Genomic DNA, 24,016 nt, shown 5'->3' on the forward strand with positions numbered 1-24,016 from the left:
AGCGTCAACACACAGAACCCCTGCACCGTCGGGTGCAGGGGTTCTGTCGTGTCACATGGGCGTGAGCGGCTCGTCCGATCCGGCGCCGTCCGGGTGCGGGTCGTTGACGCCGGGCTTGGGCTCCTCGTCGGGGCTGTGCTCCGGCTCCGGATCACCGGCGGTCACAGGTCGTCGACCTTCGCGTGATCGCCTCCGTCGTACGGCTCGCCGGTGACCTTGGCCTTCACCAGGCTCACCAGGCTGGCCACCCGCCCGCCGGGTGACGCCCAGTACTCGGCGGTGTCGGCCTCCACGTGGATCAAGACGGCGTTCGGGTCCTCCGGGCCGTCGGGGATCCATGCCTCGGCGAACGTGCTCCACAGCTCGCGCAGCTTCTCGAGGTCGTCGACGACCTCGGCGCGGCCGGCGATCGACACCCACGAGCTGCCGCCGGCCACGGTGAGGCCGACGCTCGGGTCGGCCCGGATGTGCTCGACCTTGCGGGAGTCGCGCGTGGCGATGAACCACAGGTCGCCGTCCAGGTCGACCTCCTGGCGGGTCATCGGCCGGCTGACGAGGTGGCCGTCGGCGTCACGCGTGGTGAGCATGACGAAACGGGAGTCCCGGGTCAGGTCGACCAGGGTCTGATGGTCTGCATCGGTGTCGGTCATGCCTGCCGCGTACCCCGAACGGCCCTCGTTCACGCACGACGCCCCGCAGCCGATGGCTGCGGGGCGTGGTGACGGGGGCTCAGTTGAACAGCGCCCCCGTGATCGTGAAGTAGCCGAAGCCGTTGGTGCTGTAGAAGATGACGTACATGGCCAGCGCACCGCCGGCCAGCGCGATGTCCTTGTTGAAGTGGACCATCTCGCCCTGCTTGGCCTGGGCGTCGGTCTCCTTCCAGAACGGGTGCATCATCACGGCCATGATGACCAGCAGCACGGCCAGGCCGAGCGATCCGGCGTCGCCGAAGATGCCCAGCAGCACCGACAGACCACCGACCGCGAGCGCGACACCGCTGATCTGGGTCATCAGCTTGGGGTTCGACACCCCCTTGGACTCCGCGTAGCCGGCCATGGCGTCGGTCTGCGTCAGGTGACCGTAGGCCGAGCCGAGGATCAGGAAGGCGAACATGATGCGCCCGATGAGGAAGATGGCTTCCATGGCAGTGGTACCTCCGAGTGGCGAAGTTGAGAGTTCAATCAGTCTCGACCCCGCGGCGGCGACGCGTCAACTCGCCGCGCCCCGCCCATCGGAGTTGCTCCTCAGGCGTCGATCGACGACAGGTCGCCGTACCGATCGCCGGCCACGGCGTCGGCCGGGACCGCCGCGGTGAGCGCGGCGAGGTCGGCGTCGCTGAGCTGCACGTCGGCTGCAGCCACGTTCTCCTCCAGGTAGGCGACCCGCTTGGTGCCCGGGATCGGCGCGACGTCGTCGCCCTGGCCCAGCACCCACGCGAGGGCCAGCTGGCCCGGCGTGCACCCGTGCTGCTCGGCCAGCTCGCGGACGCGACCCACCAGGACCAGGTTGGCGTCGAGCGCCTCGCCCCGGAACCGCGGGAAGTACGCCGTGGTGCGCGAGTCGCCCTCCTCGAGGGAGTCCTCGGAGGTGATCGCGCCGGTCAGCAGACCTCGGCCCAGCGGCGAGTACGGCACCAGTCCGATCCCCAGCTCGCGGATGGTGGGCAGGATCTCGGCCTCGAGGTCGCGGGTGAACAGCGAGTACTCGGTCTGCAGCGCGGCGATCGGGTGCACCGCGTGGGCACGCCGGATCGTGTCGGGCGCCGCCTCGGACAGCCCGAGGTGGGTGACCTTGCCCGCCTCGACCAGCTCGGCCATGGCGCCGACGGTCTCCTCGATCGGCACCGACTGGTCCACGCGGTGCTGGTAGTACAGGTCGATGTGGTCGACGCCGAGGCGCTCCAACGAGGCGTCGCAGGCAGCGCGGACGTACTCGGGGCGTCCGTTGACGCCGACCCGGGTGCCGTCGGGCAGCCGCTCGTTGCCGAACTTCGTGGCGAGCACGACGCCGTCGCGGTGACCCTGCAGTGCCCTGCCCACCAGCTTCTCGTTGGTGAAGGGACCGTACATGTCAGCGGTGTCGAAGAAGGTCACTCCGAGCTCGAGGGCCCGGTGGATCGTGGCGACGCCCGTGGCCTCGTCGCCGGTGCCGTAGAACTCCGACATGCCCATGCAGCCGAGGCCGAGGGCCGAGACGGTCAGGGAGCTGTCGGAGGAACCGAGGGTGCGTGTCGAAAGAGTCATGTCTCCACTGAACTCCCCTCGACCAAGAGCGCGCCCGGTCGCGGCGACGTCACCGGGCGCGCTCGCCACCATGTGGAACAGTTGGATTCGTGAGGATCACCAGCCCGTTCGGCTACCTGGCCGCTGTCCTGCTGGTGCTCGCCGGGTGGGTCGGCGCCACGGTGGTGGCTGCCGGCGCGTGGGACTCCGTGCGCGACGCGACCCTGGTGCCCGTCACCCAGGAACGCGCAGATGCCGAGGGGCTCAGCGTCGCGGTCTTCACCGACATCGTGCAACCCAACCGCGACATCGCGTGCCGTGGCCGCGACCTCAAGGGCGAGGCAGTGCCGATCAAGGCGGCCGCCATCGACGTCCCGGTCGAGTCCGACGGCACGCAGTGGCACCTGATCAATCTGCTGCCGAAGGGCCGCGACGGACTCAAGGTGCGCTGCGGACCGCTCGACAAGCGGGTCGACAACGCCACCTACTCCTTCGCCCTGGTGGATGGCTTCACCTCGCGCGGCGAGAAGGGTCAGGCCATCGCGGCCACGGGCCTGCTGGTCGGGCTCGCTCTTGCGGGGTGGACGTTCACCTGTCGGCGCCAGGACAAGAAGGCATCGATGAGATCGAGAGCCGGCTCGTGAGCATGCTGCGCACCTACGTCTCCGGCTGGCGCGACTCCGCCGACGCGCTGCTCGCGCTGGCCGACACGACCGACGCCGGCGACGCCGACCTGCCCACCGACTGTCCGGGCTGGTCGGTCAAGGACGTCGTGGCCCACCTCGCTCACCTCGAGGGCGCGTTGTGTCGCGACACGCAGGACACCGGCTCGGCCGGCGCAGCGGAGCTGGCCTCCAGCTACACCCAGGCCGGTGTGCTGGAGCGCCGCGGGCTGAGCCTGCCCGAGGCCGTCGACGAGCTCCGCGCTGCCGTCGTCACCCGCTCCGAGCAGCTCCGCGACCTGCCGGACGACCCGCGGGCTCCGGCTCCCGTCACGCCCGGCGGGATCGACTGGTCGTGGGACGTGCTGCTGCGCAACCGCTGCCTCGACATGTGGGTGCACGAGCAAGATCTCCGCCGGGCGCTCGATCGTCCCGGCGGCCTGGACACCACCGGCGCCCAGGTGGTGACCACCGCGTTCTCCTCTGCGCTCCCCTACGTGGTCGGCAGGAAGGTGCGCGCAGAGATCGGAACCGCCCTGCGCTGGGACGTGACCGGCGAGGTACCGGTCGACGTGACCGTGCGGGTGGGCGACGACGGACGTGCAGCCCGCGTCGACCATGTCGACGGACCGCTCACCACCGTCTCCATGACGACCGAGACCTTCACGATGCTGGGCGCAGGTCGTCGCTCGCCCGATCGGCTCGAGGTGGGGGTCACGGGCGACGAGGACCTGGCCTTCGCCGTGCTCGCGGCGATGGCCGTCACGCCCTGACGACGAGTCGGCCTTCACCGGCACGGCTACCGTCGAGACCATGACGTGGACGACCCGTGACATTCCCGAGCTGATGGGGCGCCGCATCGTGATCACGGGGGTCACCGGCGGGCTCGGGCTCGCCACGGCCATCGAGCTGGCGCGCCACGGCGCCGAGCTCGTCGTGACTGCGCGCGACGGCGCCAAGGCCACCGAGGCGACCGACCGCATCGAGCACGCCGCGCCGGGCTCGCGGGTCCGCGTCGTGTCGCTGGACCTGGCCGACCTCGACGACACCCGACGAGCCGCACGCGAGCTGGTCGCGCGCCTCGACCGCATCGACGTCCTGATCAACAACGCCGGCATCATGGCGACACCGGAGCGCACCACGGTCGACGGCTTCGAGCTGCAGATCGGCACCAACCACCTCGGACACTTCGCCTGGACCGCCGGCCTGTGGCCCCTGCTGAGCCACAGTGGCGCACGCGTCGTCACGGTCAGCTCACTGGCGCACACCGGCGCGCGAGGGGTCGATCTTCGAAGCCTGACGCCCCAGGGTTCGCCACGCCGCTACGTCCGGTGGACGTCGTACGCGGAGTCCAAGCTGGCCAACCTGTCGTTCGCGCTGGAGCTCGACCGGCGCTGCAAGGCCGCCGGGGTGCCGGTCACCAGCGTCGCCGCCCACCCCGGGATCTCCTCGACGAACCTGACCAAGACCGGCGCCGGCATGAGCCGCAACCCGATGGCCGGCGTCGCCATGCACCAGCTCACCCGCCTGATCGCCCAGTCCGCCGACGCCGGCGCGTGGCCGCTGCTGATGGCCGCCACCGACCCCACGTTGACCGGTGGCGAGTATCTCGGGCCCCGAGCCATGGGCGGTGTGCGCGGCCGGCCCGGGCCCGCCGGCGCGTCAGCGACCGCCCAGGACCCGTTGCTCGCCGCCACGCTGTGGCAGGCCAGCGAGGCCGCCACCGGCGTGGCGTTCGACGTCTGAGCCCGCCCTAGGCGAGGCCGAGCATCTTGCTGCGGGCGTCGGGGTCCGCGGCGAGCAGCTCGGCGCGCGTCCGACGCCGGAACCGCACCAGCTGGACCAGGCCCAGCGCCCAGAGGACGTACTGGGCCGACATCGCCCAGCGGAAGGCCGACGGCGTGTAGGCCGAGCTGTCACCCGGCGTGCGCCAGTCGAGGATCAGCCCGATGGCGATCACCAGCAGCAGACTGGCGACGAACCCGGCCTGATTGACGATCGCCGTGGCACTGGCCAGCCGTTCCGGCGGGTTCGACGTGCGCGCGAGGTCGAAGCCGATCATCGACGCCGGACCACCGATGCCCGCCACCACGACCAGCACCACGAGCACCCCGATCGGCGCGTTGCCGGGCCACACGAGCACGACGGTCCACACCGACGCGATGGCCACGACGATGCCGATCACGATCGTCGATCGGTGCCACGGACTGCGGGTGATGACACGCGCGAGGACAGGTCCGGCGCCCATCAGGGCGATGACCATGATCGTCAGGAGGGTGCCGGCCGTCGCCGGGGAGACGCCCTCGCCACGGACGAAGAACGGGTAGCCCCACAGCAGACCGAGGGTGGTCGCGCTGAACTGGGTGGTGAAGTGCATCCAGAAGCCGAGCCTCGTGCCGGGGTGTCGCCACGACGCCGCCAGCGTGGCGCGGATGCGGGTCAGCGACATCGCCTCGCCGCGGACGGTGCGTCCGTGGGGAGCGTCCCGCACGACCAGCACCAGACCGACGGTCAGCACCAGGCCGAGCGACGCCGAGATCAGGTACGCCGGCGTCCACCCGAGGTCGCGCAGCGCGATGGTCATGGGGACCGCGGCGAGCACGGCGCCCAGCTGCCCGGTGACGCCGGTCAGCTGGGTGATCAGCGGGATGCGGCGACCGGGGAACCACGCGTTGACCAGCCGCAGCACACAGATGAACGTCATGGCGTCGCCCATGCCGACGAACACGCGGGCCACCACGGCGAGCGCATAGGTGTCGGCGAACGCGAACCCGGTCTGGGCGGCGGTCAGGGTCAGGGCACCGGTGATCAGCACCGCGCGCGGCCCGAAGCGGTCGACCAGCAGCCCGACCGGGATCTGCATGCCTGCGTAGACGAGCAGCTGCACCATCGTGAACGTGGCGAGCTGGGCCGCCGAGATGTCGAACCGTTCCGTGGCGGCGAGGCCGGCCACCGCCAGCGACGATCGATGGAAGACGGCGAGCAGGTACACCGCGAGCGCCACTCCCCACACCGCGAAGGCTCGGCGCGGGATGGGGTCGGCGAGGGTCACGGCCTCAGCGTAGGCCCGTGCCCGGAGACGCTGCCTAGGAGAGCAGGTGGACGGTGCCCTCGACGACCACGTCGCCTGACGGTCCCGGAGGTGCGCCGGCCCCCTGCCGGGTGATCTCCACCCGGTCGGCCAATCGCGGATCGACGGCCGCGTGCAGCACCACGTCGGTCCTGCCGGCCTCGTCGGGGTGGAAGGTGCCGCCGGAGATCCAGCCGCCGGTCGACGAGCCGCCGTCGGGCACGAACCACAACTGGTAGTACTCACCCTTGGCCAGGGTGGGCAGGCTGTCCGAGCGGAGGGTGAGGATCCGACCCTCGGGCGCGGCGGCGCCGTCGATGCGCACCTCGACGTCGCCCCGGTCCAGCACCGCGTCGAACTCCGCCGTCCCGCGCGCCAGCACGTCGGACGAGTCCTGGGTGAGGGCGGCCTGGAGTCCCGCGCCGATGCCGGCGCCGGCGACGAGCAGCACGGCAGCGGCGAGCACCAGCAGCGCGCGACGGGGCCGGCGCGTGGCCATGGGGACCGGCTCGGGCGTGCGGGCTGCCCGCGCGGTCTCCACCAAGGATCGCAGGCGAGCGACGCTGTCTGCGCTCGGTTCGGCGGCGTCCGGTGCGAACGCGTCGTGGACGCGCACCTCCAGCTCGGGGTCGGGTCGTTCGGTCTCGTCGCTCATCGGTCCACCTCCTCCATGATCGTCCTCAGTCTGTTGAGTGCGCGTGAGTGCGCCTGGCGCACCGCTCCGGCCTGTCGCCCCACGATGGTCGCGACCTCCGTAGCGGAGAGCTCGGCCACCAGTCGCAGCCAGAGCACCTCCTGGTCGTCGGCCGACAACCTCTCGAACGCCTCACGCACCAGCCCGAGTCGTTCGTCGTGCAGCACGTGCTCCAGCGGGCCGAGTGCCAACGACGCCTGCGGCGGTCCCGGCTCGTGTCCGTCGGCACGTTCGCGTTCCTGGCGACCCAGTCGGCGGGTCTGCTCCAGCACCACGAGGCGCAAGATGCCGTACAGCCACGCCTCGACGCGCAACCCCTGGTCCTGCAGCTCGCCGACGCGGTCGACCGCCCGGGCCATGCACTCGCTGACCACGTCGTCGGGATCGTGCGTGCTCGGCAGGCGGCGACGGGCGTAGTCCGCCAGCCGGGCGTACGAGCGACGGTAGACCGTCTCCCATGCATCCGGGTCCAGCGCACGGAACCGCACCAACAGGTCGCGCTCGAGCTCGCCGGGGTCCACGGGCCCGATGCTACGCACCCTTGTCGCTCCTTCGCCCCACGATGGTCGCCACGAACCGATCGGACGCGTGGTGGGCAGGTCCCCCGGCCCGCCACGCGCCCTCACGTCCGGCTACCCGATCAACCGGTGAACGTCGGCTGGCCCTGGCGGGGCCGAGCCGGAGCCGCCGGCGGTGCGCCGTTGTCGTTTCCGGCCCGGTCGTCGTTGTCGGCATCTGCGCCGACCTCGACCGCACCGGAGTCCGGAGCCGCGCCGACCACACGAGCTGCGCCGCGCTGGTCGGTGGCGACCAGGTCGGCCAGACCGGCGACGCCCGCGTCGATCGCGGGGCTGCCGTCCTGGGGCAGGTGCGTCAGGGTCGGTCCACCGTTGTCGGCCAGTGCGCCCAGGCCCGGGTCGGCGGCCTTGACGTCGTCACCGTCATCGGTGGTGACGTCGGTGCCGACGACGTTGCCGCCCTGCGACGTCAACGGCACGCTGGCGTTGGCGCCGTCGTTGCCGGACACGATGCTGTTGCCGATCGTGACCGGGCCCTCGATGCCCGAGCTGTTGGCCGTGACCGTGACGTGGACCAGGCTGACGTCACCGAGGCTCTGACCGAGCTCGATTCCACCGCCGGTGTCCGCGTCGTTGCCACTGATGGTGCTGGCCTCGATGACCGCGGTGCCTCCGCTGTTGTAGAAGCCGCCACCGGCGCTCGCCGTGTTGTCCGACAGCGTGGTGCGCGTGACGGTCATGGTGCCGCCCGCCGAGTTCCACAGACCGCCGCCCTCGTTGGCCGCGCTGTTGCCCTCGACCGACGACACGTCGACGGTCACGGTGCCGGTGCCGGTCAGGTGCAGACCGCCGCCGTTGCCGGGTGCCGCGCCGGTGTCGTTGCCGCGCAGGAGCACGTCGGTCAGCGCCGTGGTGCTGCCGTCGGTGGCCTCGACGCCGCCGCCGGCGCGCGCCGCGGAGTTGGTGAGGACGTCGCTGCTCTCCACCGTGAGGTTGCCACCGGCGTTCAGGATGCCGCCGCCGGAGCCCGAGCCGTTCACGGCCTCGTTGTCCTCGATCAGCGAGCTGTCGACGTCGACGGTGCCGCCCTCGTTGTAGATGCCACCGCCGCCGGCGTCAGCAGCGGTGCCGAGCGCCTCGTTGCCGCTCACGGTGGAGCCGGTGACCGTCATGGTGCCCGAGCCGTTCCACAGGCCGCCGCCCTCGTTGGTGGCGGAGTTGTCGGCCACCACGACACCGGTCAGGTCAGCGTCGCCCGCACCGGTGATGTGCATGCCGCCACCGTTGCCCGGAGCCGCGCCCGCGTCGTTGCTGTTCAGCGAGCCCCCGTCGATCGTGGTCGTGCTGCCCTCGGTGGCCTCGATGCCGCCACCCGCGCGCACGGCGGCGTTGCCGTCGACGTTGGAGTCGGTCAGCTCGAGCGTGCCGCCGAGGTTGAAGATGCCACCGCCGGAACCGGCTGCGCCGTCGGCCTCGTTGCTGTCCAGCTGCGTGCCGGAGACCCGCAGGGTGCCGCCGTTGTTGAAGATGCCGCCGCCGCCGTCGTCGGCCGCTGCGCCGCTCGCGGAGTTCTGGTTGACCGTGGAGTCGGTCACCGTCATGGTGCCCGAGCCGTTCCAGAGTCCGCCGCCCTCCAGGGTCGCGCTGTTGCCGGTGATCGTGGCCCCGGAGATGGTGGCGTTGCCGGCACCGGTGATGTGCAGGCCGCCGCCGTTGCCGGGAGCGCCGCCGGTTGTGTTGTCGCTCATCGTGACGCCGGTCAGGGTGGTGGTGCCCACGTTGGCCTCGACGCCGCCGCCGGCGCGCACGGAGTCGTTGTTGTTGATGGTGCCGCCCTCGACCACGAGGACCGACTGGTCGTTGAGGATGCCGCCGCCGGAGCCGGCCGCGCCGTCGGCTGCGTTGGCGTTGACGCTGGAGTTGCGCACGGTCAGGGTGCCGCCGCCGGCCTCCTGGAACAGGCCACCGCCGCCCTGGTCGGCGCCATCGCCGGACGCGACGTTCTCGGTGATCGACGTGCCGGTGACGGTCATGGTGCCGGCGCCGGAGTTCCACAGGCCGCCGCCCTCGGCGGCCGCGGTGTTGCCGGAGAACGAACCGCCGCTGACGGTCGTGGTGCCGGCACCGCTCTTGTGCAGGCCGCCGCCGTTGCCGGGCGCGGCGCCCGTGGAGTTGCCGGTGACGTCGGTGTTGCTGACCGTGGTGGTCGCACCGCCCGAGGCCTCGATGGCACCGCCGGCGCGGGGCGCCGAGTTGCCGCTCAGCGTCGAGTCGGAGACGTCGAGCGTCCCGGCGTTCAGGATGGCGCCGCCGGACGCTCCGCCGGCGGCCGACGGGGCGCCGACGGCCGTGCCGCCGGTGATGGTGACGTCGTTGAGCGTCAGGTTGCCGCCGGCGAGCACGTGGAACGCGCGGTCGCCGAGTGCGGAGGCGTCGATGGTCGACCCGTTGCCCTCGATGGTGATGTTCGAGGTGATGTCGATGTCGCCGGTGGCGGCGGCGTCCTCTTCGGCGCCACCGACGGTCAGCGTGTACGTGCCCGTCGTCAGGGTGATGGTGTCGTCCTCGCCGTTGCCGTTCGCGGCGATCACGGCGCCGCGCAGGGAGGTGGGGTCGCCGGCATCATCGACGACGGTGGTCACGTCGATGCTGGCCGCGCTGCTGGCGCTGGGAATGGCGAACAAGGCTCCGCTGACGAGTACCGGAACTCCTAGGGCGTACGTCCATCGACGCATGGCACGTCCTTTCGAGGATTGACCGGGCGACGGATGTCGCCCTCACTGAGTACATGACCGTTGGCGCCGAGGTGTCACACGTCGAGTCGGATCGGATTTCTCACGTCTCGTATGCCGCGCCGGGCCAGGGGTACGCCCGTACCCTGACTGCCATGACACCTGCACCGACGACTCCTGGAGCGAGCCCGCTCGGCCGGCGCGCCGTCCTGCTCGGCGGCGGCGGTCTGGCCCTCGCCGCACTCGTGGGCTGCACCTCCGGATCCACCGGGACCACCCGGGCCGCCCCTTCCGCCTCGTCCAGCCCGACGCGCACCCGCGAGGCGCCCCTGACCACCGTCGCGACGTCGGTGGTGCCGGCGCTGCAGGTCTTCGCCGAGCCCGAGGACGCCGACGATCCGGACCCGGCCCGGGCCGGCAAGCCCCAGCAGGTCCTCGAGAAGGCCGACGAGGCCTCCGGCGACGTCGTCATGGTCGCGATGGAGACCGGCACCGCCTGGCTGAAGGTGCAGCTCCCGGTTCGCCCCAACGGCACGACCGGCTGGGTCCGCACACGCGACGTCCGCCTCAGCGCCCACTCGTTCGCGATGCAGATCGCCCTGGCGGACCACGAGCTCGTGGTCACCAACCGTGGCGAGGAGGTGCTGCGCACGCCGGTCGGCGTCGGCCGCAACGACCGCCCCACCCCCGGTGGCGACTACTACGTCAAGGAGCTGCTGCAGCCGCCGAATCCCGATGGCGTCTACGGCCCCTACGCCTACGGACTGTCCGGGTACTCCACCGTGCTCACGGAGTTCAACGGTGGCGAGGGCGTCATCGGCGTGCACGGCACGAACGAGCCCGACCTGGTCGGCACCGACGTCAGCTCCGGCTGCATCCGCGTGCCCAACGACGTGATCACCTCCATCGTCGAGGACATCGGCCTGCCGCTCGGAACGCCGGTCACGATCCTCGCGTGACGGACGGGCGCGCTCGAGCTGCTCGCCGGCCACCCGCAGAGTCCGACCGCGGCCCACCCCGAGCGGCGTGCCGCACCAGTCGGTTTACCAGCAGGCCCCGGAAAACCTCATGTCCATGGGCAAATTCACCCGGAGATGTGACAACGATCCGGGGCCTGCTGGTAAACCTCAGCCGAGCAGGAGCTCGGCGATCTGCACCGTGTTGAGGGCCGCGCCCTTGCGCAGGTTGTCGCCGGACACGAACAGCACCAGGCCCTTGTCGCCGTCGACCGAACGGTCCTGGCGGATGCGGCCGACCAGGCTCGGATCCTTGCCGGCTGCCTGCAGGGGGGTGGGCACGTCGGTCAGCTGCACGCCCGGGGCGTCGGCCAGCAGCGCCGTGGCCTGCTCGACGGTGAGGTCACGGGAGAACTCGGCGTTGATCGACAGCGAGTGGCCCGTGAACACCGGGACGCGCACGCAGGTCCCGGCCACCCGCAGGTCCGGGATGCCGAGGATCTTGCGGCTCTCGTTGCGCAGCTTCTGCTCCTCGTCGGTCTCGAACGAGCCGTCGTCGACGACGGACCCGGCCATGGGCAGCACGTTGAACGCGATGGAGTCGACGTACACCTGGGGCGCCGGGAAGGCGACCGCGGAGCCGTCGTAGGCGAGCTCGTCGGCCTTCTCGACCACGGCGAGCGCCTGGCCGTGCAGCTCTCGCACGCCGGCGATGCCGGAGCCGGAGACCGCCTGGTAGCTGCTCACCACGAGCCGGACCAGCCCGGCGGCGTCGTGCAGCGGCTTGAGCACCGGCATGGCCGCCATGGTGGTGCAGTTGGGGTTGGCGATGATGCCGCGACCGCCCGGGCCCGACCCGGCAGGGATGTCGCCGGGGTTGACCTCGCTGACCACGAGCGGGATCGCCGGATCCTTGCGGAAGGCCGAGGAGTTGTCGACCACGGTGACGCCGGCATCGGCGAAGCGGGGCGCGTGCGCCCGCGACGTGGTGGCACCGGCCGAGAACAGGGCGATGTCCAGGCCCGACGGGTCCGCGGTGTCGGCGTCCTCGATGACGATCTGCTCACCGCGGAACGGCAGCGTCTTGCCCGCCGAACGCGCGGACGCGAAGAACCGCACCCGGTCGGCCGGGAAGTCACGCTCCTCCAGGATGCTGCGCATGGCGACGCCCACCTGTCCGGTGGCGCCGACGATGCCCAGGTTGGCGGTGCAGGAGGCGGTCATCGGCCCGTCCCGCCGTAGACCACGGCCTCGACCTCGTCGGTGCCGAGGTTGAACGCCTGGTGGGCGGCGTTGACCGCCGCGTCGACCTGCGCCTCGCCGACGACGACCGAGATGCGGATCTCGGAGGTGGAGATCATCTCGATGTTGACGCCGACGTCGGCCAGAGCCTGGAAGAAGCGCGCCGTGATGCCGGGCTCGGAGCGCATGCCGGCACCGACGATGGAGACCTTGCCGACGCTGTCGTCGTACTGCAGACGCTCGTAGCCGACGGTGTCCTGCAGCCGGGCCAGCGCGGTCATGGCGGTCTGGCCGTCGGCGCGTGGCAGCGTGAACGAGATGTCGGTGAGCGCCGTGGCCGCCGCCGACACGTTCTGCACGACCATGTCGATGTTGATCTGCGCCTCGGCGAGGGCATTGAAGATCGAGGCGGCGAAGCCCACCTTGTCGGGCACGCCGACCACGGTGATCTTGGCCTCGCTGCGATCGTGCGCGACGCCGCTGATGATGGCTTGCTCCATGGGTTCCACGTCCTCTGCTGGTACGACCCAGGTGCCGGTCTTGTCGGAGAACGACGAGCGCACGTGGATCGGGATGTCGTTGCGGCGGGCGTACTCGACGCACCGCAGGTGCAGGATCTTGGCGCCGTTGGCGGCCATCTCCAGCGTCTCCTCGTAGGAGATCTTGGGGATCTGACGCGCGTTCGGCACGATGCGGGGATCGGCGGTGAAGATGCCGTCGACGTCGGTGTAGATCTCGCAGACGTCGGCGTGCAGGGCTGCCGCCAGCGCCACGGCCGTCGTGTCGGAGCCACCGCGCCCGAGCGTGGTGATGTCCTTCGTGGTCTGCGAGACACCCTGGAAGCCGGCGACGATGGCGATCGCCCCCTCGGCGAGCGCGCTCTCGATGCGACCCGGAGTGACGTCGATGATCTTGGCGCGGCCGTGCTCGGCATCGGTGATGACGCCGGCCTGCGAGCCGGTGAACGAGCGAGCCTCGTGGCCGAGGCTGCCGATGGCCATGGCCAGCACCGCCATGCTGATGCGCTCACCGGCGGTGAGCAGCATGTCCAGCTCTCGGGCCGGAGGCAGCGGCGAGACCTCGTTGGCGAGGTCGATGAGGTCGTCGGTGGTGTCGCCCATGGCGGAGACCACGACGACGACGTCATGACCGGCCTTCTTGGTCGCGACGATGCGCTGGGCGACCCTCTTGACGCTGGTGGCGTCGGCAACCGAGGAGCCGCCGTACTTCTGGACGACAATGCCCACTGCTGATCCTTGTTCGACCGAATACGGGTGCGCGACGCTGCGCGGGTCCGAGTGTACCGGCCGCCACGCGGGTCTCGTGCACCCGTTTGCGCAGCAAGACCGCGAGATCCTGCCGTTTCCCACCACCGAGCGGGGCTGATGTGGTCGGTCCGGACGTGCGACGCGGGCCGGCGGCGCTGGTGCGCCGACGACCCGCGTCAGGTGGGGAAGACTCAGCTGGTCTTCAACGTGAGCCCGTAGGCGTTCAGGATCTCGTTGACCGGCTGGAAGTACGTCGTTCCGCCGACGGTGCAGTTGCCCGAGCCTCCGGAGGTGACGCCCTGCGCCTGGTTGCCCGACAGCGCCGAGCCGCCGGAGTCGCCGCCCTCGGCGCACGCGGTGGTGCGGATCAGGCCGGACACCGAACCCTCGGCGTAGTTGACGGTGGAGTTGCGCGCCTGGATCGTGCCGCACCGCCAGCCCGTGGTCGAGCCGGAGCGGCAGATCGACGAGCCGATCGGCGCCTCGCTGGAGCCGCGCACGGCCACCGTGCCGCCGGAGTAGTTGTTCACCGCGCCGACGCTGCTGTCGCTGGTGGTGATGTACGCGTAGTCGTTGCCCGGGAAGCTCGACGCGGCGAACCGGCCGGTCGGTGACGTGGTGGTCGATCCGGTCTGACCGCAGTGTCCGGCCGAGATGAACCCGCCGTTGACGGCGAAGCCCACCGAGCAGCGGAACTGGTTGTCGATGTAGTACGCGTTGCCGCCGACGACCTGCAGCGGCTGCGGGTTCTCGGGCGACTTCTCGATGGTCACGGCGCCGGCGGGCACGTCGGCCGCGTCGACGAACGTCTGGGCGGCGGCCGGTGCTCCGTTGTCCTGCACGACGACCCGGTTGGCCTCGACGTCCACGTACCAGCCCGGCACGGTGTCGGGCGCCTCGGCGCGGTGGGCGTCGAGGCTGTCCATGACGGCGTCGAGGTCGGCGGCGCTGCGATCGACCTGGCGGGCGTCGGCGCCGGCGGCGGTGATCGCCGATCGTGAGGCGGCGTCGGTGGTGGCGACCTGCAGACGCCCGTTGTCGGCGTCGAACCAGGCGCCGGCGAAGCGGCTGCCGAGCTCGCTGCGGAGGGTGCCCTCGGTGGCGGCGGCGCGCTTCTCGCTGGCGAGCCGGTCGGCGGCCTGCGATGCACTCAGTCCGAGGTCACGCTGCATCGCCGACATCATCGAGGGACCGGACGGATCCGGTGCCGGCGTCGCGCCGACGGCGGCCTGCGGGCCGAAGGCGACTGCCACGGCAGCGGTGGCTGCGATGGATCCGAGGACGGTGTTGAACTTCTGGCGCTGTCGTGGTGCCACTGGTTCTCTCCTTCGTCGTGGCGACGACCCGGGATCGCCCGGACGCCGCCGGTGTGCCAGACGAGGAATCGGTGTACCGACGTCCCGCCCCGCTCCTTCCGGGGTCGTGTTCGACCCCGCAGCCCCCCCGAGGGGTTGGCGAGGAATCTACCCGACGAATAGTTCTTTCGGGCTATACCGAAATAGTCATATCGTGCGTGCGATGTCAGGAGGCGCGGTGCGCCGGCTGCACCCCGAACGCCGGATGGCGCTGCAACCACGCGGAGTACACGGCACTGCGGCTGATCAGGTCCTGGTGCGACTCCCCCACCCGCCTGGCGAGCACGTCGCCGAAGTCCGCCGCGACCGAGTCCGGTCGCCAGCCGACCATGTGTCGCCACGTCAACGGCACGCCGGCCAGGGGCACCGTGACGAAGCCGGGCAGCACCCGCACTGCCTGGCACAGCGCGACGGCGGTGCCGGAGGCGACCAGCTCCATGCAGCTGGCGGCATCGGCCACGTACAGCGACGACGGCGTGAACCCCTCGCGGGCACAGGCCGCGGCGAAGCACTCGCGGAAGCATCCGTCGCCCGGCGTGGCCGCCCAGTCGACCTCGGCGAAGTCGGCCAGCGCCACCTCGTCACGACCGGCGAGCTCGTGGTCCTGTGGCAGCAGCACGAACACCGGGTCGATCGCGAAGGTGCGCCACTCCAGCTCGGCGCCACCGGGCGGACCGGACCCGGCGCAGACCCCCACCACAGCGGCATCGATGCGGCCGTCACCGAGCATCGTGCCGACCTCGTCGGCCGACCACGACGCGTTCGTGCTGATGGTCATGTCGGGGTGCTCGCGGTTCATCCGCTGGATCAGGGCGGCGAGCAGGGCCGAGGTGGACGAGCCGATGGACAGCCGTTCGGGCTCGACGCCCTGCTCCCGTTCTCCGTCACCGAAGCGCGACGCCTCGTCGAGCAGGCCCGACATCGCCGGCAGCAGCAGCTGGGCCCGCGTGACGACCAGCTCACCGAGCGGAGTCGGGCGGACGCCGCGGTGGTCGCGCTCGAACAACGCACCACCGAGCGCGCGCTCGATCCGGTTGAGCTGGGCGGTGAGTGCCGGCTGCGCGACCCCCAGCTCGGCCGCCGCCTTGGTGACGCTGCCGGCCGCGGCGATGGTGGACACCACCTTGAGGTGCCGCAGCTCGAGCTCCACGAGTCGAGCGTAGTGGCGAGACCCCCACGGCTCACCCTGAGCGACTAGCGGTACTCGGGGTTGGCGTGCTCGGCGTCCCACACGGTGCGCTGGTTGCCGAACGCCGGGATGCCGCCGCGGTCCTTCCAGGCGCGAGCCAGGTGCATGAGGTTGTAGGTCATGAACGAGGTGTTGCGGTTGGTGAAGTCGTTCTCCGGACCGCCGGACCCCTCGTCGAGGTACGACGGGCCCGGACCGGCCTCACCGATCCACCCCGCGTCGGCCTGCGGAGGGATCGAGAAGCCCACGTGCTGCATCGAGTACAGGACGTTCATGGCGCAGTGCTTGATGCCGTCCTCGTTGCCGGTGATCAGGCAGCCGCCGACCTTGCCGTAGAAGGCGTACTGGCCGGCGTCGTTGAGGATGCCCGACGCCGAGTACAGGCGCTCGATCACCTGCTTCATGATGCTGCTGTTGTCGCCCAGCCAGATCGGACCGGCCAGCACCAGGATGTCGGCGGCCAGGATCTGCTCGAGGATGCCGGGCCACGCGTCGACCTCCCACCCGTGCTCGGTCATGTCGGGGTAGACGCCGGTGGCGATCGGGTGGTCGATGGCGCGGATCTCGGTGACGGTCACGCCGTGCTCGCGCATGATGGCGGCGCTCTTGGTCACGAGGCCGTCGGTGTGGCTCGGCTCGGGGGACTTCTTCAGGGTCGCGTTGATGAAGATCGCGGACAGGTCGCTGACGTCGGGCGCATCGCTCATGCCCCGAGTCTGACGTACGGAACGGTCAGGCGGGAGTGGTCGTGGCGATGGACGTGCGGCCCTCGAACGCGCGGCCCAGGGTGAGCTCGTCGGCGTACTCCAGGTCGCCGCCGACCGGCAGGCCGCTGGCCAGCTTGCTGACCTTGATGCCCAGGGTCGACAGCTGGCGGATCAGGTAGGTGGCCGTGGCCTCGCCCTCGAGGTTCGGGTCGGTGGCGATGATGACCTCGGTGATGCCCGGGTCGTTGAGCCGCGCGAACAGCTCCTTGATGCGCAGCTGGTCCGGGCCGATGCCCGCGATCGGCGAGATGGCCCCGCCGAGCACGTGGTAGCGACCACGGAACTCGCGGGTGCGCTCGATGGCGATGACGTCCTTGCTCTCCTCGACCACGCACAGCACGCTGACGTCGCGGCGCGGGTCGGCGCAGATGCGGCACTCGGTGTCGACGGTGACGTTGCCGCAGGTGGCGCAGAAGTGCACCTTGGCCTTGACCTCGACCAGCGTGGCGGCGAACCGGTTGACGTCGGCGGGATCGGAGTCGAGCAGGTGGAAGGCGATGCGCTGGGCGCTCTTCGGACCGATCCCGGGCAGCTGCCCGAGCTCGTCGATGAGGTCCTGGATCACGCCGTCATACATGCCTGCAGCCTAGTCGGACCTGCCAGCGATCACCGGGACGCGAGGAAGGTGGCGACGAGATGGTGCCCGTGGGTGGTGAGGATCGACTCGGGGTGCATCTGGACTCCCTCGACCGGATGGACGCGATGCCGCACGCCCATCAGCAGCCCCCCGGCGGTGCGGGCGGTGGGCACGAGGTCGGACGGGAGGGTCGACTCGTCGATGACGAGCGAGTGGTAGCGGGCGAACGTGGCCGGGGTGGGCAGGCCGGAGTACACGCCGGCGCCGTCGTGGTGGATCAACGACGGCTTGCCGTGCACGACCTCGGGCGCACGCACGACGTCGGCGCCGTACGCCTCACCGATGGCCTGGTGACCGAGGCAGACGCCGAGCGTGGGCGTGGTGGGGCCGAGTCGTCGGATCGCCTCCACGCTGATGCCGGCGTCGGACGGTGCCCCGGGACCCGGCGACACGATCAGGTGGGTGAAGTCGCCTCGCCCGCGCGCCGCGACGAGGTAGTCGACCGTGGCGGCATCGTTGCGCACCACCTCGCACCCGGCCCCGAGCTCGGCGACGTACTGCACGAGGTTGAAGACGAACGAGTCGTAGTTGTCGATGAACAGCACCCGCGCGCCCGCCGCGTGTGCTCGTGGGGCGTCGATGGACCCGGCCGGCGGTCGGCCGCGCCAGAAGTCCCACAGCTCGTCGCGGATCCACGCGGTGGTGCGACCGATCGGCCAGGTGTGGGCGTCGACCGCCGTGACCGGCACGACCCCGCGCAGCGAGTTGGCCACGAACACCTCGTTGGCTCGGCCCAGGTCGGCGGCGTCGAGGCGGCGCTGGAAGACCGGCACGCCGCGGGCCCGCAGCAGCTCGACGACGCGGGCACGAGCGGTGCCCGGCAGGATGCGGCCGTCGGTGGGCGGGGTGTGGACACCGTCGTCCATCACCAGGAAGACCGACGCGCGACCGGCCTCGAGCAGGGAGAGGTCGGCGTCGACGAGCAGGACGTCGGCCGCCGGGCCGAGGGGGTCGCCGAGTGCCGAGCGGTCGTTCCACTTGTGCTCGCCGAGGCCGCCGGCGACGGTGCGCGTGTGCAGCGCCCACGCGTCGACGTCGTCGTCGATCGGTCGGGTGTCCAGGGTGACGGCGACGCCTGCCCCCTGCGGCAGGGCATCGATGCGCAGCCGGTGCCGACCCTCGAGCCGGGCGACCCGCCGCGCGACGGCCTCGTCCAGCCCCGCGCGGACCGTGCTGCCGTAGACCGAGCGCACCGAGGCGTCGAGCCGAGCGAGGTGCGCGTCGAGGTCGATCGCTGTCCCGTCCTCGACCAGCACGGTGTCGTAGACGCCCGCCGCAGGGTCGGCTGCTGCGAGGGGCAGGGCGCGTTCCCACGGCTGGCTGCTCGGCTCCACAGTCGCGGCCCGCAGCTCCAGCCGCCCGCCGATCGCCTCCACGAGCGGGCGCGCCTTGACCAGGCACTCGGCGAGCTCGCCCTCGGGCGTGGAGTCGGCCACGATCCCTCCACCGACTCCCAACCAGATGCGACCTCCGGAGATCTCGAACGTGCGGATGACGACGTTCAGCTCCAGCCCGGCCGCCGGGCTCACGTGGCCGATGGCGCCGGTGTAGGCCTCGCGACCGGTGGCCTCGAGCTCGTGGATGATCTGCATGGCCCGCACCTTGGGGGCACCCGTGACCGACCCCGGCGGGAAGGTGGCCCGCAGCAGCTCTGCGTCGGTGACGTCGTGGTCGAGGTGCCCGACGACGTCGGAGACGAGGTGCCACACCGCGTGCCGCTCGGCTCGCACCATGGCCGGCACGCGGACCGAACCCGGCACGCTCACCCGGCCGAGGTCGTTGCGCATGAGATCGACGATCATGACGTTCTCGGCGCGGTCCTTGGCCGACGCGACCAGCTCGGCGGGGTCGGAGTCCAGCACTGCGGTGCCCTTGATCGGCGACGTCAGCACCTCGTCGCCGGTGCGCCGCAGGAACAGCTCGGGCGAGAAGCTGACGAGGGCCCCCTCGGGCGACGTGACGAAGGCCGCGTACGCAGGCTGCAGCTCCTCGAGGCCGGCACAGAACGCGTCGATCGGGTCTCCGGACCACGCGGCCTCGAGTCGGGTGCAGAGGTTGGCCTGGAAGATGTCGCCGGCCCCGATGTGCTCGACGACCCGGGCCACGGCGGCACGGTGCGCCTCGGGGCCGGGCGTCATCTCGAACGTCCCGACGTCGAACGCGCGCGGCGGCGGGGCGGGTGCCTCGAGCACCGCCCGGATCGCCGCGTCTCGTTCGTCGTCGCGGGTCAGCGACTCCAACCACCACCGGCCGTGGACCCGACGCAGCACGTGGTCGTAGAAGGCGATGCGGTGGTCCGGCTGGGGCGCCGGCCGGTGCGGTGCCGGCGGGAGTCGCTCGAGCCGAGAGCCCAGCTGGTAGCCCCAGGCACCGATCCACCCGCCGCCGAACCCTCCCGGCGCCGGCACCGGGTCGAGGTCGACGTCGAACGGGTCGCCGTCGAGCACCCGCGCCGGATCGAAGGCGATCAGGGCCTCGCCGTGGTGCCACGCACCCACCAGGGCGACGAGGCGGCCGCGGCCGCGGAACCGCCGCAGCACGTCGACCGGCGCCCCGGACACCTCCGGGGGGAGCGTCAGCGGCGTGCGGTGGACCGGCACGGTGTCAGTCGTGGGTGGACTCGTCGATGACCTGGGCACCGAGCTCGCGGGTGAGCAGCTCCTCGGGATCGGTGGATCCGTCGTCGACCACCTCGTCGTCGGGGCGCGCGTCGGCGTCGGGGTCGCTCGGCTCCTCGACGGGAGCGTTGAGCTTGTCGCGCACCGCCTGGGCCGCGGCGCCCGTGGACTCGGCGCGGGCCGTCGGCGCGGCCGCACGGGTCGGCTCGGCCGGCGTGGGGGTGGCGGTGACGTCGATCATCGTGTCGATGGTCCAGGTGCCGCCGAGGACCTCGCTGAGGGCCTGCGCCAACGGCTCGCTGACCTTGTTGGCCACGAACGAGTCGCGCGCTCCGGCGTTGCTGAGGCCGATGGTGAGCTGCGATCCCTCGAGATCGACGACCTGGGCGTTCTGGCTCAGCATGACCCACGCGAAGCGGCGGATCTGCTGCACCTTGGCCAGCACGTCGGGCCACAGGCGTCGCACGTCGGCCACCGCGAGGGTGCCCGCGGGAGCGGCAGGCTCGGGCTCGGGGGCCGGCTGGGGTTCGGGTACGGGCTCAGGCACGGGCTCGGGTGGAGCCGGTACGTCGGGCACGGTCTGGGACGGAGGCACCTCGCCGGCCGGAGCCGGAGCCTCCTCGGGAGTGTCGTCGGGCTCGGCGGTCGGCTGCGGAGCAGCGGGTGGTGCCGCCTGTGGAGGCGGCGCCGGAGTGGGCGGCTCGGGCCGGCGTGCGGGCTCGGGGGTGGCGGGGTCGAAGGACATCCGCTTCTCGATGCGGTCGAGCCGGGCCTGCATCCCGAGCACCGAGTCGTCCGCACCGGGGATCAGGATGCGGGCGCACATCGAGCTCGAGCAGCATGCGCGGGGCCGTGGCGCCGCGGAAGTCGACCAGCGCGGTGTTGACGATGTCGGCCGTGCGCGCGAGCTCGGCCGGGCCGAACCCGGACGCCTGGGCGGACAGCGGCGCGACCCGGTCGCCGGGCACCTCGATGAGGCCTTGGGCCGCGGCGTCGGGCACGACCGAGATGACGATGAGGTCGCGCAGGCGCTGCAGCAGGTCCTCGGCGAACCGGCGCGGGTCCTGGCCGGACTCGATGATCTTGTCGATGACGCCGAACACGGTGCCGCCGTCGCGGGCCGCCATGGCGTCGGCCACCTCGTCGAGCAGCGAGTCGGGCGTGTAGCCCAGCAGCTGCACCGCGAGGTCGTAGGTGAGCCCCTCGGAGCCGGCTCCGCCGAGCAGCTGGTCCAGCACGCTGAGGGTGTCGCGCACCGACCCCTGGCCGGCGCGGACCACCAGCGGCAGCGCGGTGGGCTCGACGGCGACCTGCTCGGCGGTGCACAGCTGCTTGAGGTAGTCGGTGAGCGCGGCCGGCGGCACGAGCCGGAACGGGTAGTGGTGCGTGCGCGAGCGGATGGTGCCGATGACCTTGTCCGGCTCCGTGGTGGCGAAGATGAACTTCAGGTGCGGCGGCGGCTCCTCGACGAGCTTGAGCAGGGCGTTGAAGCCCTGCGCCGAGACCATGTGCGCCTCGTCGATGATGTAGACCTTGTAGCGGCTGCTGACCGGCGAGAAGAACGCCCGCTCACGCAGGTCGCGGGCGTCGTCGACACCACCGTGGCTGGCGGCGTCGATCTCGAGGACGTCGACGCTGCCGGGTCCGCCGCGGGCGAGGTCGCGACAGCTCTGGCACTCGCCGCACGGGTCGGCGATGGGCGCCTGCTCGCAGTTGAGGGCACGCGCCAGGATGCGGGCGCTGGTGGTCTTGCCGCAGCCACGGGGTCCGCTGAACAGGTACGCGTGGTGGGTGCGGTTGGCCGCCAGGGCGTGCCGCAGTGGCTCGGTGACGTGGTCCTGCCCGATGACCTCGGCGAAGGTCTCCGGCCGGTATCGGCGATAGAGAGCGAGGGGGGCGTCCACACGTGAACCCTATAGACGCCCACCGACGACGACCAGCGCGGTCGGCACCCGTCCGCTCGGTTCCCGTTAGCCGCCGAGGTCGAGGTCGCGCAGCCAGGTCTCGACGGTGGCGTACGCGGCGTCGCGGGCGGGCTTGGGCGAGAGGAACACGTCGTGCTTGGCTCCCACGAGCGGGCGCACGGTGATCTCGTTGCCCAGGCAGCCGGACCACCGGGCGATCTGCTTGACGTCGAGCACGGCGTCGGCGCCGACGACCTTCTCGCCGAAGCCCCGCGAGAACCAGCTGCGCGACGAGTGCAGCACCAGCGACGGCACGCCGACGTCGTGACCACGATGGAACGCCGCCTGGGCGCGCCGGATCGCGTTGAGCCAGCCGTACGTGATCGGGAACCCGTCGAGCGGCTTCCACTGCAGGTCGTAGTCCCACTCACCGTGCGCCCCGACGTAGAGGCTGGAGCCGTACGCGTCGGTGTGCGGCAGCTTCATCACGTCGCGCGACCGGAAGCGGGACACGCCGCGGATCAGCTGGGTGCCGAGGCTGCGCATCCACGCCGCCCCCTGCAGGTCGAACCACGGGCTGTTGAGCACCAGGCCGGCAACACCCTGCCCGCGCGAGCCGCCCGGAAGCCGCTGCAGCCGGGTCAGCCACATCGGCAGGACCAGCCCGCCGGTGGAGTGCGCCGACAGGACGACCGGCGCGTCGTCGGTCTCGGCCCGCACGGTCGCCAGCGCGACGTCGAGCTCGGCGTCGTAGAACGCGAGGTCGGAGACGTAGTGCGCGGTATGTCCCTCGCGCCGCGAGCGGCCGCACTTGCGCAGGTCGAGGGCGTAGAAGCTGAAGCCGTGGTCGATCCAGAAGTCGGCCAGCTCGCGCTGGAAGAAGTAGTCGGAGTAGCCGTGCACGTACAGGACGGCGCCGCGACGCTCATTCGGCTGCCGGACCGCGCGCACCATGGTGGCCACGATCTGGCCCTCACCGTCCGGGTCGTCGCCGAGCTCGATGGTGGACGACTCGTAGTCAGAGCCCAGCGCTGCATCCTCGACCCACTCGGTCATCTCGCTCGCCCCTCAGTCGTGTCCGGCCCATCGCATCCGCCGCGAGCCTACCGGCGCCCGCGACAGCCCGTCGGCCGTAGCATCGGGTGAGCACTCCCGAGGAGCGACCATGCCCGCAGGCGACGACCCGTCCGACGAGGACGAGTTCGCGTTCGACCCGGCCCTGCTGATCGACGTCGCAGGGCACTACCTGTTCGACAGCGCCCCCACCCTCACCCAGGCCGAGGTGGCCGACGCGGCGGGGGTCTCGCTCGACCAGGCCAACGCCATGTGGCGCTACCTCGGCTTCCCGACGGTCGGCGACGACAAGATCGCGTTCACCCAGGCCGACGTCGAGGCACTGCGGATCACCCGACGCCTGATCGAGCTGGGTGTCGTCGACGAGGAACGCATGCCGCAGTTCGTGCGATCGATGGGCCGATCGTTCTCGCGCCTCGCCGACTGGCAGACCCGCCTGCTGCTCAGCTCGATGTCGGCCGGCGACGGTTCGGACCTTCCGCCGCTGGAGATGCTCAGCGAGGTCATCCCGATGGTCGAGGAGGTCCAGGGCTACATCTGGCGTCGACACCTGCTCAGCACCGCCAGCCGCATCGCCCTCAGCGGCAGCGCCACCGCGTCGAACGCCACGATGGCGGTCGGCTTCGTCGACATCGTCGGTTACACCTCGCGCAGCCGGCAGATGAGCGCCCGCGCCCTGGGCGACATGGTCGAGGTGTTCGAGCGGGTCGTCACCGATCTGGTCGTGGAGCACGGCGGCCAGGTGGTCAAGACCATCGGCGACGAGGTGCTCTACCAGCTGACCGATCCGATCGACGCCGCACTGCTGGCCCTCGAGCTCACCGAGCGGGCCGACACCGACGACCGCTTCCCCGAGGTGCGCGTGGGGTCGGCGCAGGGCCCCGTGCTGGCGCGGCTCGGCGACGTGTTCGGGCCCACCGTCAACATCGCGTCGCGACTCACGTCCCTGGCTCGGCCGGGCACCGTGCTGCTCGACACCGAGCTCGCCGAGGTGCTGCGGGACGACGAACGGTTCAAGGTCCGGCGCACCCGCCACCGCTCGGTGAAGGGCTACGAGCACCTCGAGCCGTGGCGGCTGAAACGTCGCACCTGACGATCCCCCTCGACC

At 71.4% G+C, this 24,016-nt stretch carries 20 protein-coding genes and 1 pseudogene; 5 read left to right on the top strand and 16 right to left on the bottom strand.

All coding sequences use genetic code 11. The features are described from left to right. Positions 1-161: 161 nt before the first annotated feature. The 3 genes from AC0L5F_RS08970 to AC0L5F_RS08980 all read right to left on the bottom strand — a co-directional run bounded on the left by AC0L5F_RS08970 (position 162) and on the right by AC0L5F_RS08980 (position 2,243). Positions 162-650, bottom strand: coding sequence for a pyridoxamine 5'-phosphate oxidase family protein (locus AC0L5F_RS08970; protein WP_473312983.1), 489 nt, complete (start codon positions 648-650; stop codon positions 162-164). Between the two features lie 79 nt (positions 651-729). After that, on the bottom strand, positions 730-1,143 hold the full coding sequence (locus AC0L5F_RS08975) for a DoxX family protein (protein WP_473312984.1): 414 nt from the start codon (positions 1,141-1,143) through the stop codon (positions 730-732). Between the two features lie 101 nt (positions 1,144-1,244). Beyond that, complete coding sequence (locus AC0L5F_RS08980; protein WP_473312985.1) at positions 1,245-2,243, bottom strand: aldo/keto reductase; 999 nt, start codon at positions 2,241-2,243, stop codon at positions 1,245-1,247. A gap of 89 nt (positions 2,244-2,332) precedes the next feature. Here AC0L5F_RS08980 and AC0L5F_RS08985 point away from each other — a divergent pair, with 89 nt between their 5' ends. Genes AC0L5F_RS08985 through AC0L5F_RS08995 form a run of 3 tightly spaced genes read left to right on the top strand, consistent with a single transcriptional unit; the run spans position 2,333 to position 4,630 of the window. Next, positions 2,333-2,866, top strand: a complete 534-nt coding sequence (locus tag AC0L5F_RS08985; RefSeq protein WP_473312986.1) for a hypothetical protein — start codon at positions 2,333-2,335, stop codon at positions 2,864-2,866. 2 nt (positions 2,867-2,868) lie between these two features. Beyond that, complete coding sequence (locus tag AC0L5F_RS08990) at positions 2,869-3,657, top strand: maleylpyruvate isomerase family mycothiol-dependent enzyme (protein ID WP_473316176.1); 789 nt, start codon at positions 2,869-2,871, stop codon at positions 3,655-3,657. A 40-nt stretch (positions 3,658-3,697) separates the two neighbouring features. After that, positions 3,698-4,630 (top strand): oxidoreductase, encoded by a 933-nt coding sequence (locus AC0L5F_RS08995; protein ID WP_473312987.1) that lies wholly within the window; start codon positions 3,698-3,700, stop codon positions 4,628-4,630. 7 nt (positions 4,631-4,637) lie between these two features. Here AC0L5F_RS08995 and AC0L5F_RS09000 read toward each other — a convergent pair whose 3' ends face one another. The 4 genes from AC0L5F_RS09000 to AC0L5F_RS09015 form a co-directional block, all read right to left on the bottom strand. Next, a complete protein-coding gene (locus AC0L5F_RS09000; RefSeq protein WP_473312988.1) occupies positions 4,638-5,936 on the bottom strand; it encodes an MFS transporter in 1,299 nt (432 codons plus the stop codon). Between the two features lie 34 nt (positions 5,937-5,970). Continuing rightward, positions 5,971-6,609 carry an anti-sigma factor gene (locus AC0L5F_RS09005; RefSeq protein ID WP_473312989.1) on the bottom strand — a complete coding sequence of 213 codons (639 nt, stop codon included), beginning with the start codon at positions 6,607-6,609 and terminating at the stop codon, positions 5,971-5,973. Then, a complete protein-coding gene (locus tag AC0L5F_RS09010; protein ID WP_473312990.1) occupies positions 6,606-7,169 on the bottom strand; it encodes an RNA polymerase sigma factor in 564 nt (187 codons plus the stop codon). Before AC0L5F_RS09010 ends, AC0L5F_RS09005 begins: the two co-directional genes overlap by 4 nt. Positions 7,170-7,288: 119 nt before the next feature. Further along, on the bottom strand, positions 7,289-9,901 hold the full coding sequence (locus tag AC0L5F_RS09015) for a choice-of-anchor Q domain-containing protein (RefSeq protein ID WP_473312991.1): 2,613 nt from the start codon (positions 9,899-9,901) through the stop codon (positions 7,289-7,291). Between the two features lie 152 nt (positions 9,902-10,053). On the opposite strand from AC0L5F_RS09015, the gene AC0L5F_RS09020 reads away from it, so the two are divergent. After that, positions 10,054-10,857: a L,D-transpeptidase gene (locus AC0L5F_RS09020; RefSeq protein ID WP_473312993.1), complete on the top strand. Its 804-nt coding sequence runs from the start codon at positions 10,054-10,056 to the stop codon at positions 10,855-10,857. A gap of 168 nt (positions 10,858-11,025) precedes the next feature. On the opposite strand, the gene AC0L5F_RS09025 is transcribed toward AC0L5F_RS09020, so the two are convergent. The 9 genes and pseudogenes from AC0L5F_RS09025 to AC0L5F_RS09065 all read right to left on the bottom strand — a co-directional run bounded on the left by AC0L5F_RS09025 (position 11,026) and on the right by AC0L5F_RS09065 (position 22,890). Next, positions 11,026-12,078, bottom strand: a complete 1,053-nt coding sequence (locus AC0L5F_RS09025; RefSeq protein WP_473312994.1) for an aspartate-semialdehyde dehydrogenase — start codon at positions 12,076-12,078, stop codon at positions 11,026-11,028. After that, positions 12,075-13,343, bottom strand: a complete 1,269-nt coding sequence (locus AC0L5F_RS09030; protein ID WP_473312995.1) for an aspartate kinase — start codon at positions 13,341-13,343, stop codon at positions 12,075-12,077. Before AC0L5F_RS09030 ends, AC0L5F_RS09025 begins: the two co-directional genes overlap by 4 nt. 212 nt (positions 13,344-13,555) lie before the next feature. Beyond that, positions 13,556-14,680, bottom strand: coding sequence for a S1 family peptidase (locus AC0L5F_RS09035; protein ID WP_473312996.1), 1,125 nt, complete (start codon positions 14,678-14,680; stop codon positions 13,556-13,558). A 205-nt stretch (positions 14,681-14,885) separates the two neighbouring features. Then, positions 14,886-15,869, bottom strand: a complete 984-nt coding sequence (locus AC0L5F_RS09040; protein WP_473312998.1) for a LysR family transcriptional regulator — start codon at positions 15,867-15,869, stop codon at positions 14,886-14,888. A gap of 44 nt (positions 15,870-15,913) precedes the next feature. Beyond that, entirely contained in the window at positions 15,914-16,615 is a 702-nt protein-coding gene (locus AC0L5F_RS09045; protein WP_473312999.1) for a flavodoxin family protein, read from the bottom strand. A 25-nt stretch (positions 16,616-16,640) separates the two neighbouring features. Continuing rightward, complete coding sequence (gene recR, locus AC0L5F_RS09050; RefSeq protein WP_473313000.1) at positions 16,641-17,252, bottom strand: recombination mediator RecR; 612 nt, start codon at positions 17,250-17,252, stop codon at positions 16,641-16,643. Between the two features lie 29 nt (positions 17,253-17,281). Continuing rightward, positions 17,282-19,912, bottom strand: coding sequence for a chorismate-binding protein (locus tag AC0L5F_RS09055; RefSeq protein WP_473313002.1), 2,631 nt, complete (start codon positions 19,910-19,912; stop codon positions 17,282-17,284). Between the two features lie 4 nt (positions 19,913-19,916). Beyond that, positions 19,917-21,834 (bottom strand): annotated as a pseudogene (locus tag AC0L5F_RS09060) (DNA polymerase III subunit gamma and tau). Between the two features lie 66 nt (positions 21,835-21,900). After that, positions 21,901-22,890, bottom strand: coding sequence for an alpha/beta hydrolase (locus tag AC0L5F_RS09065; RefSeq protein ID WP_473313003.1), 990 nt, complete (start codon positions 22,888-22,890; stop codon positions 21,901-21,903). Between the two features lie 109 nt (positions 22,891-22,999). On the opposite strand from AC0L5F_RS09065, the gene AC0L5F_RS09070 reads away from it, so the two are divergent. Beyond that, positions 23,000-24,001, top strand: coding sequence for an adenylate/guanylate cyclase domain-containing protein (locus AC0L5F_RS09070; RefSeq protein ID WP_473313005.1), 1,002 nt, complete (start codon positions 23,000-23,002; stop codon positions 23,999-24,001). The last annotated feature ends 15 nt before the right edge of the window (positions 24,002-24,016 follow it).

The organism is Aeromicrobium sp. 10G20-16, assembly GCF_055809665.1.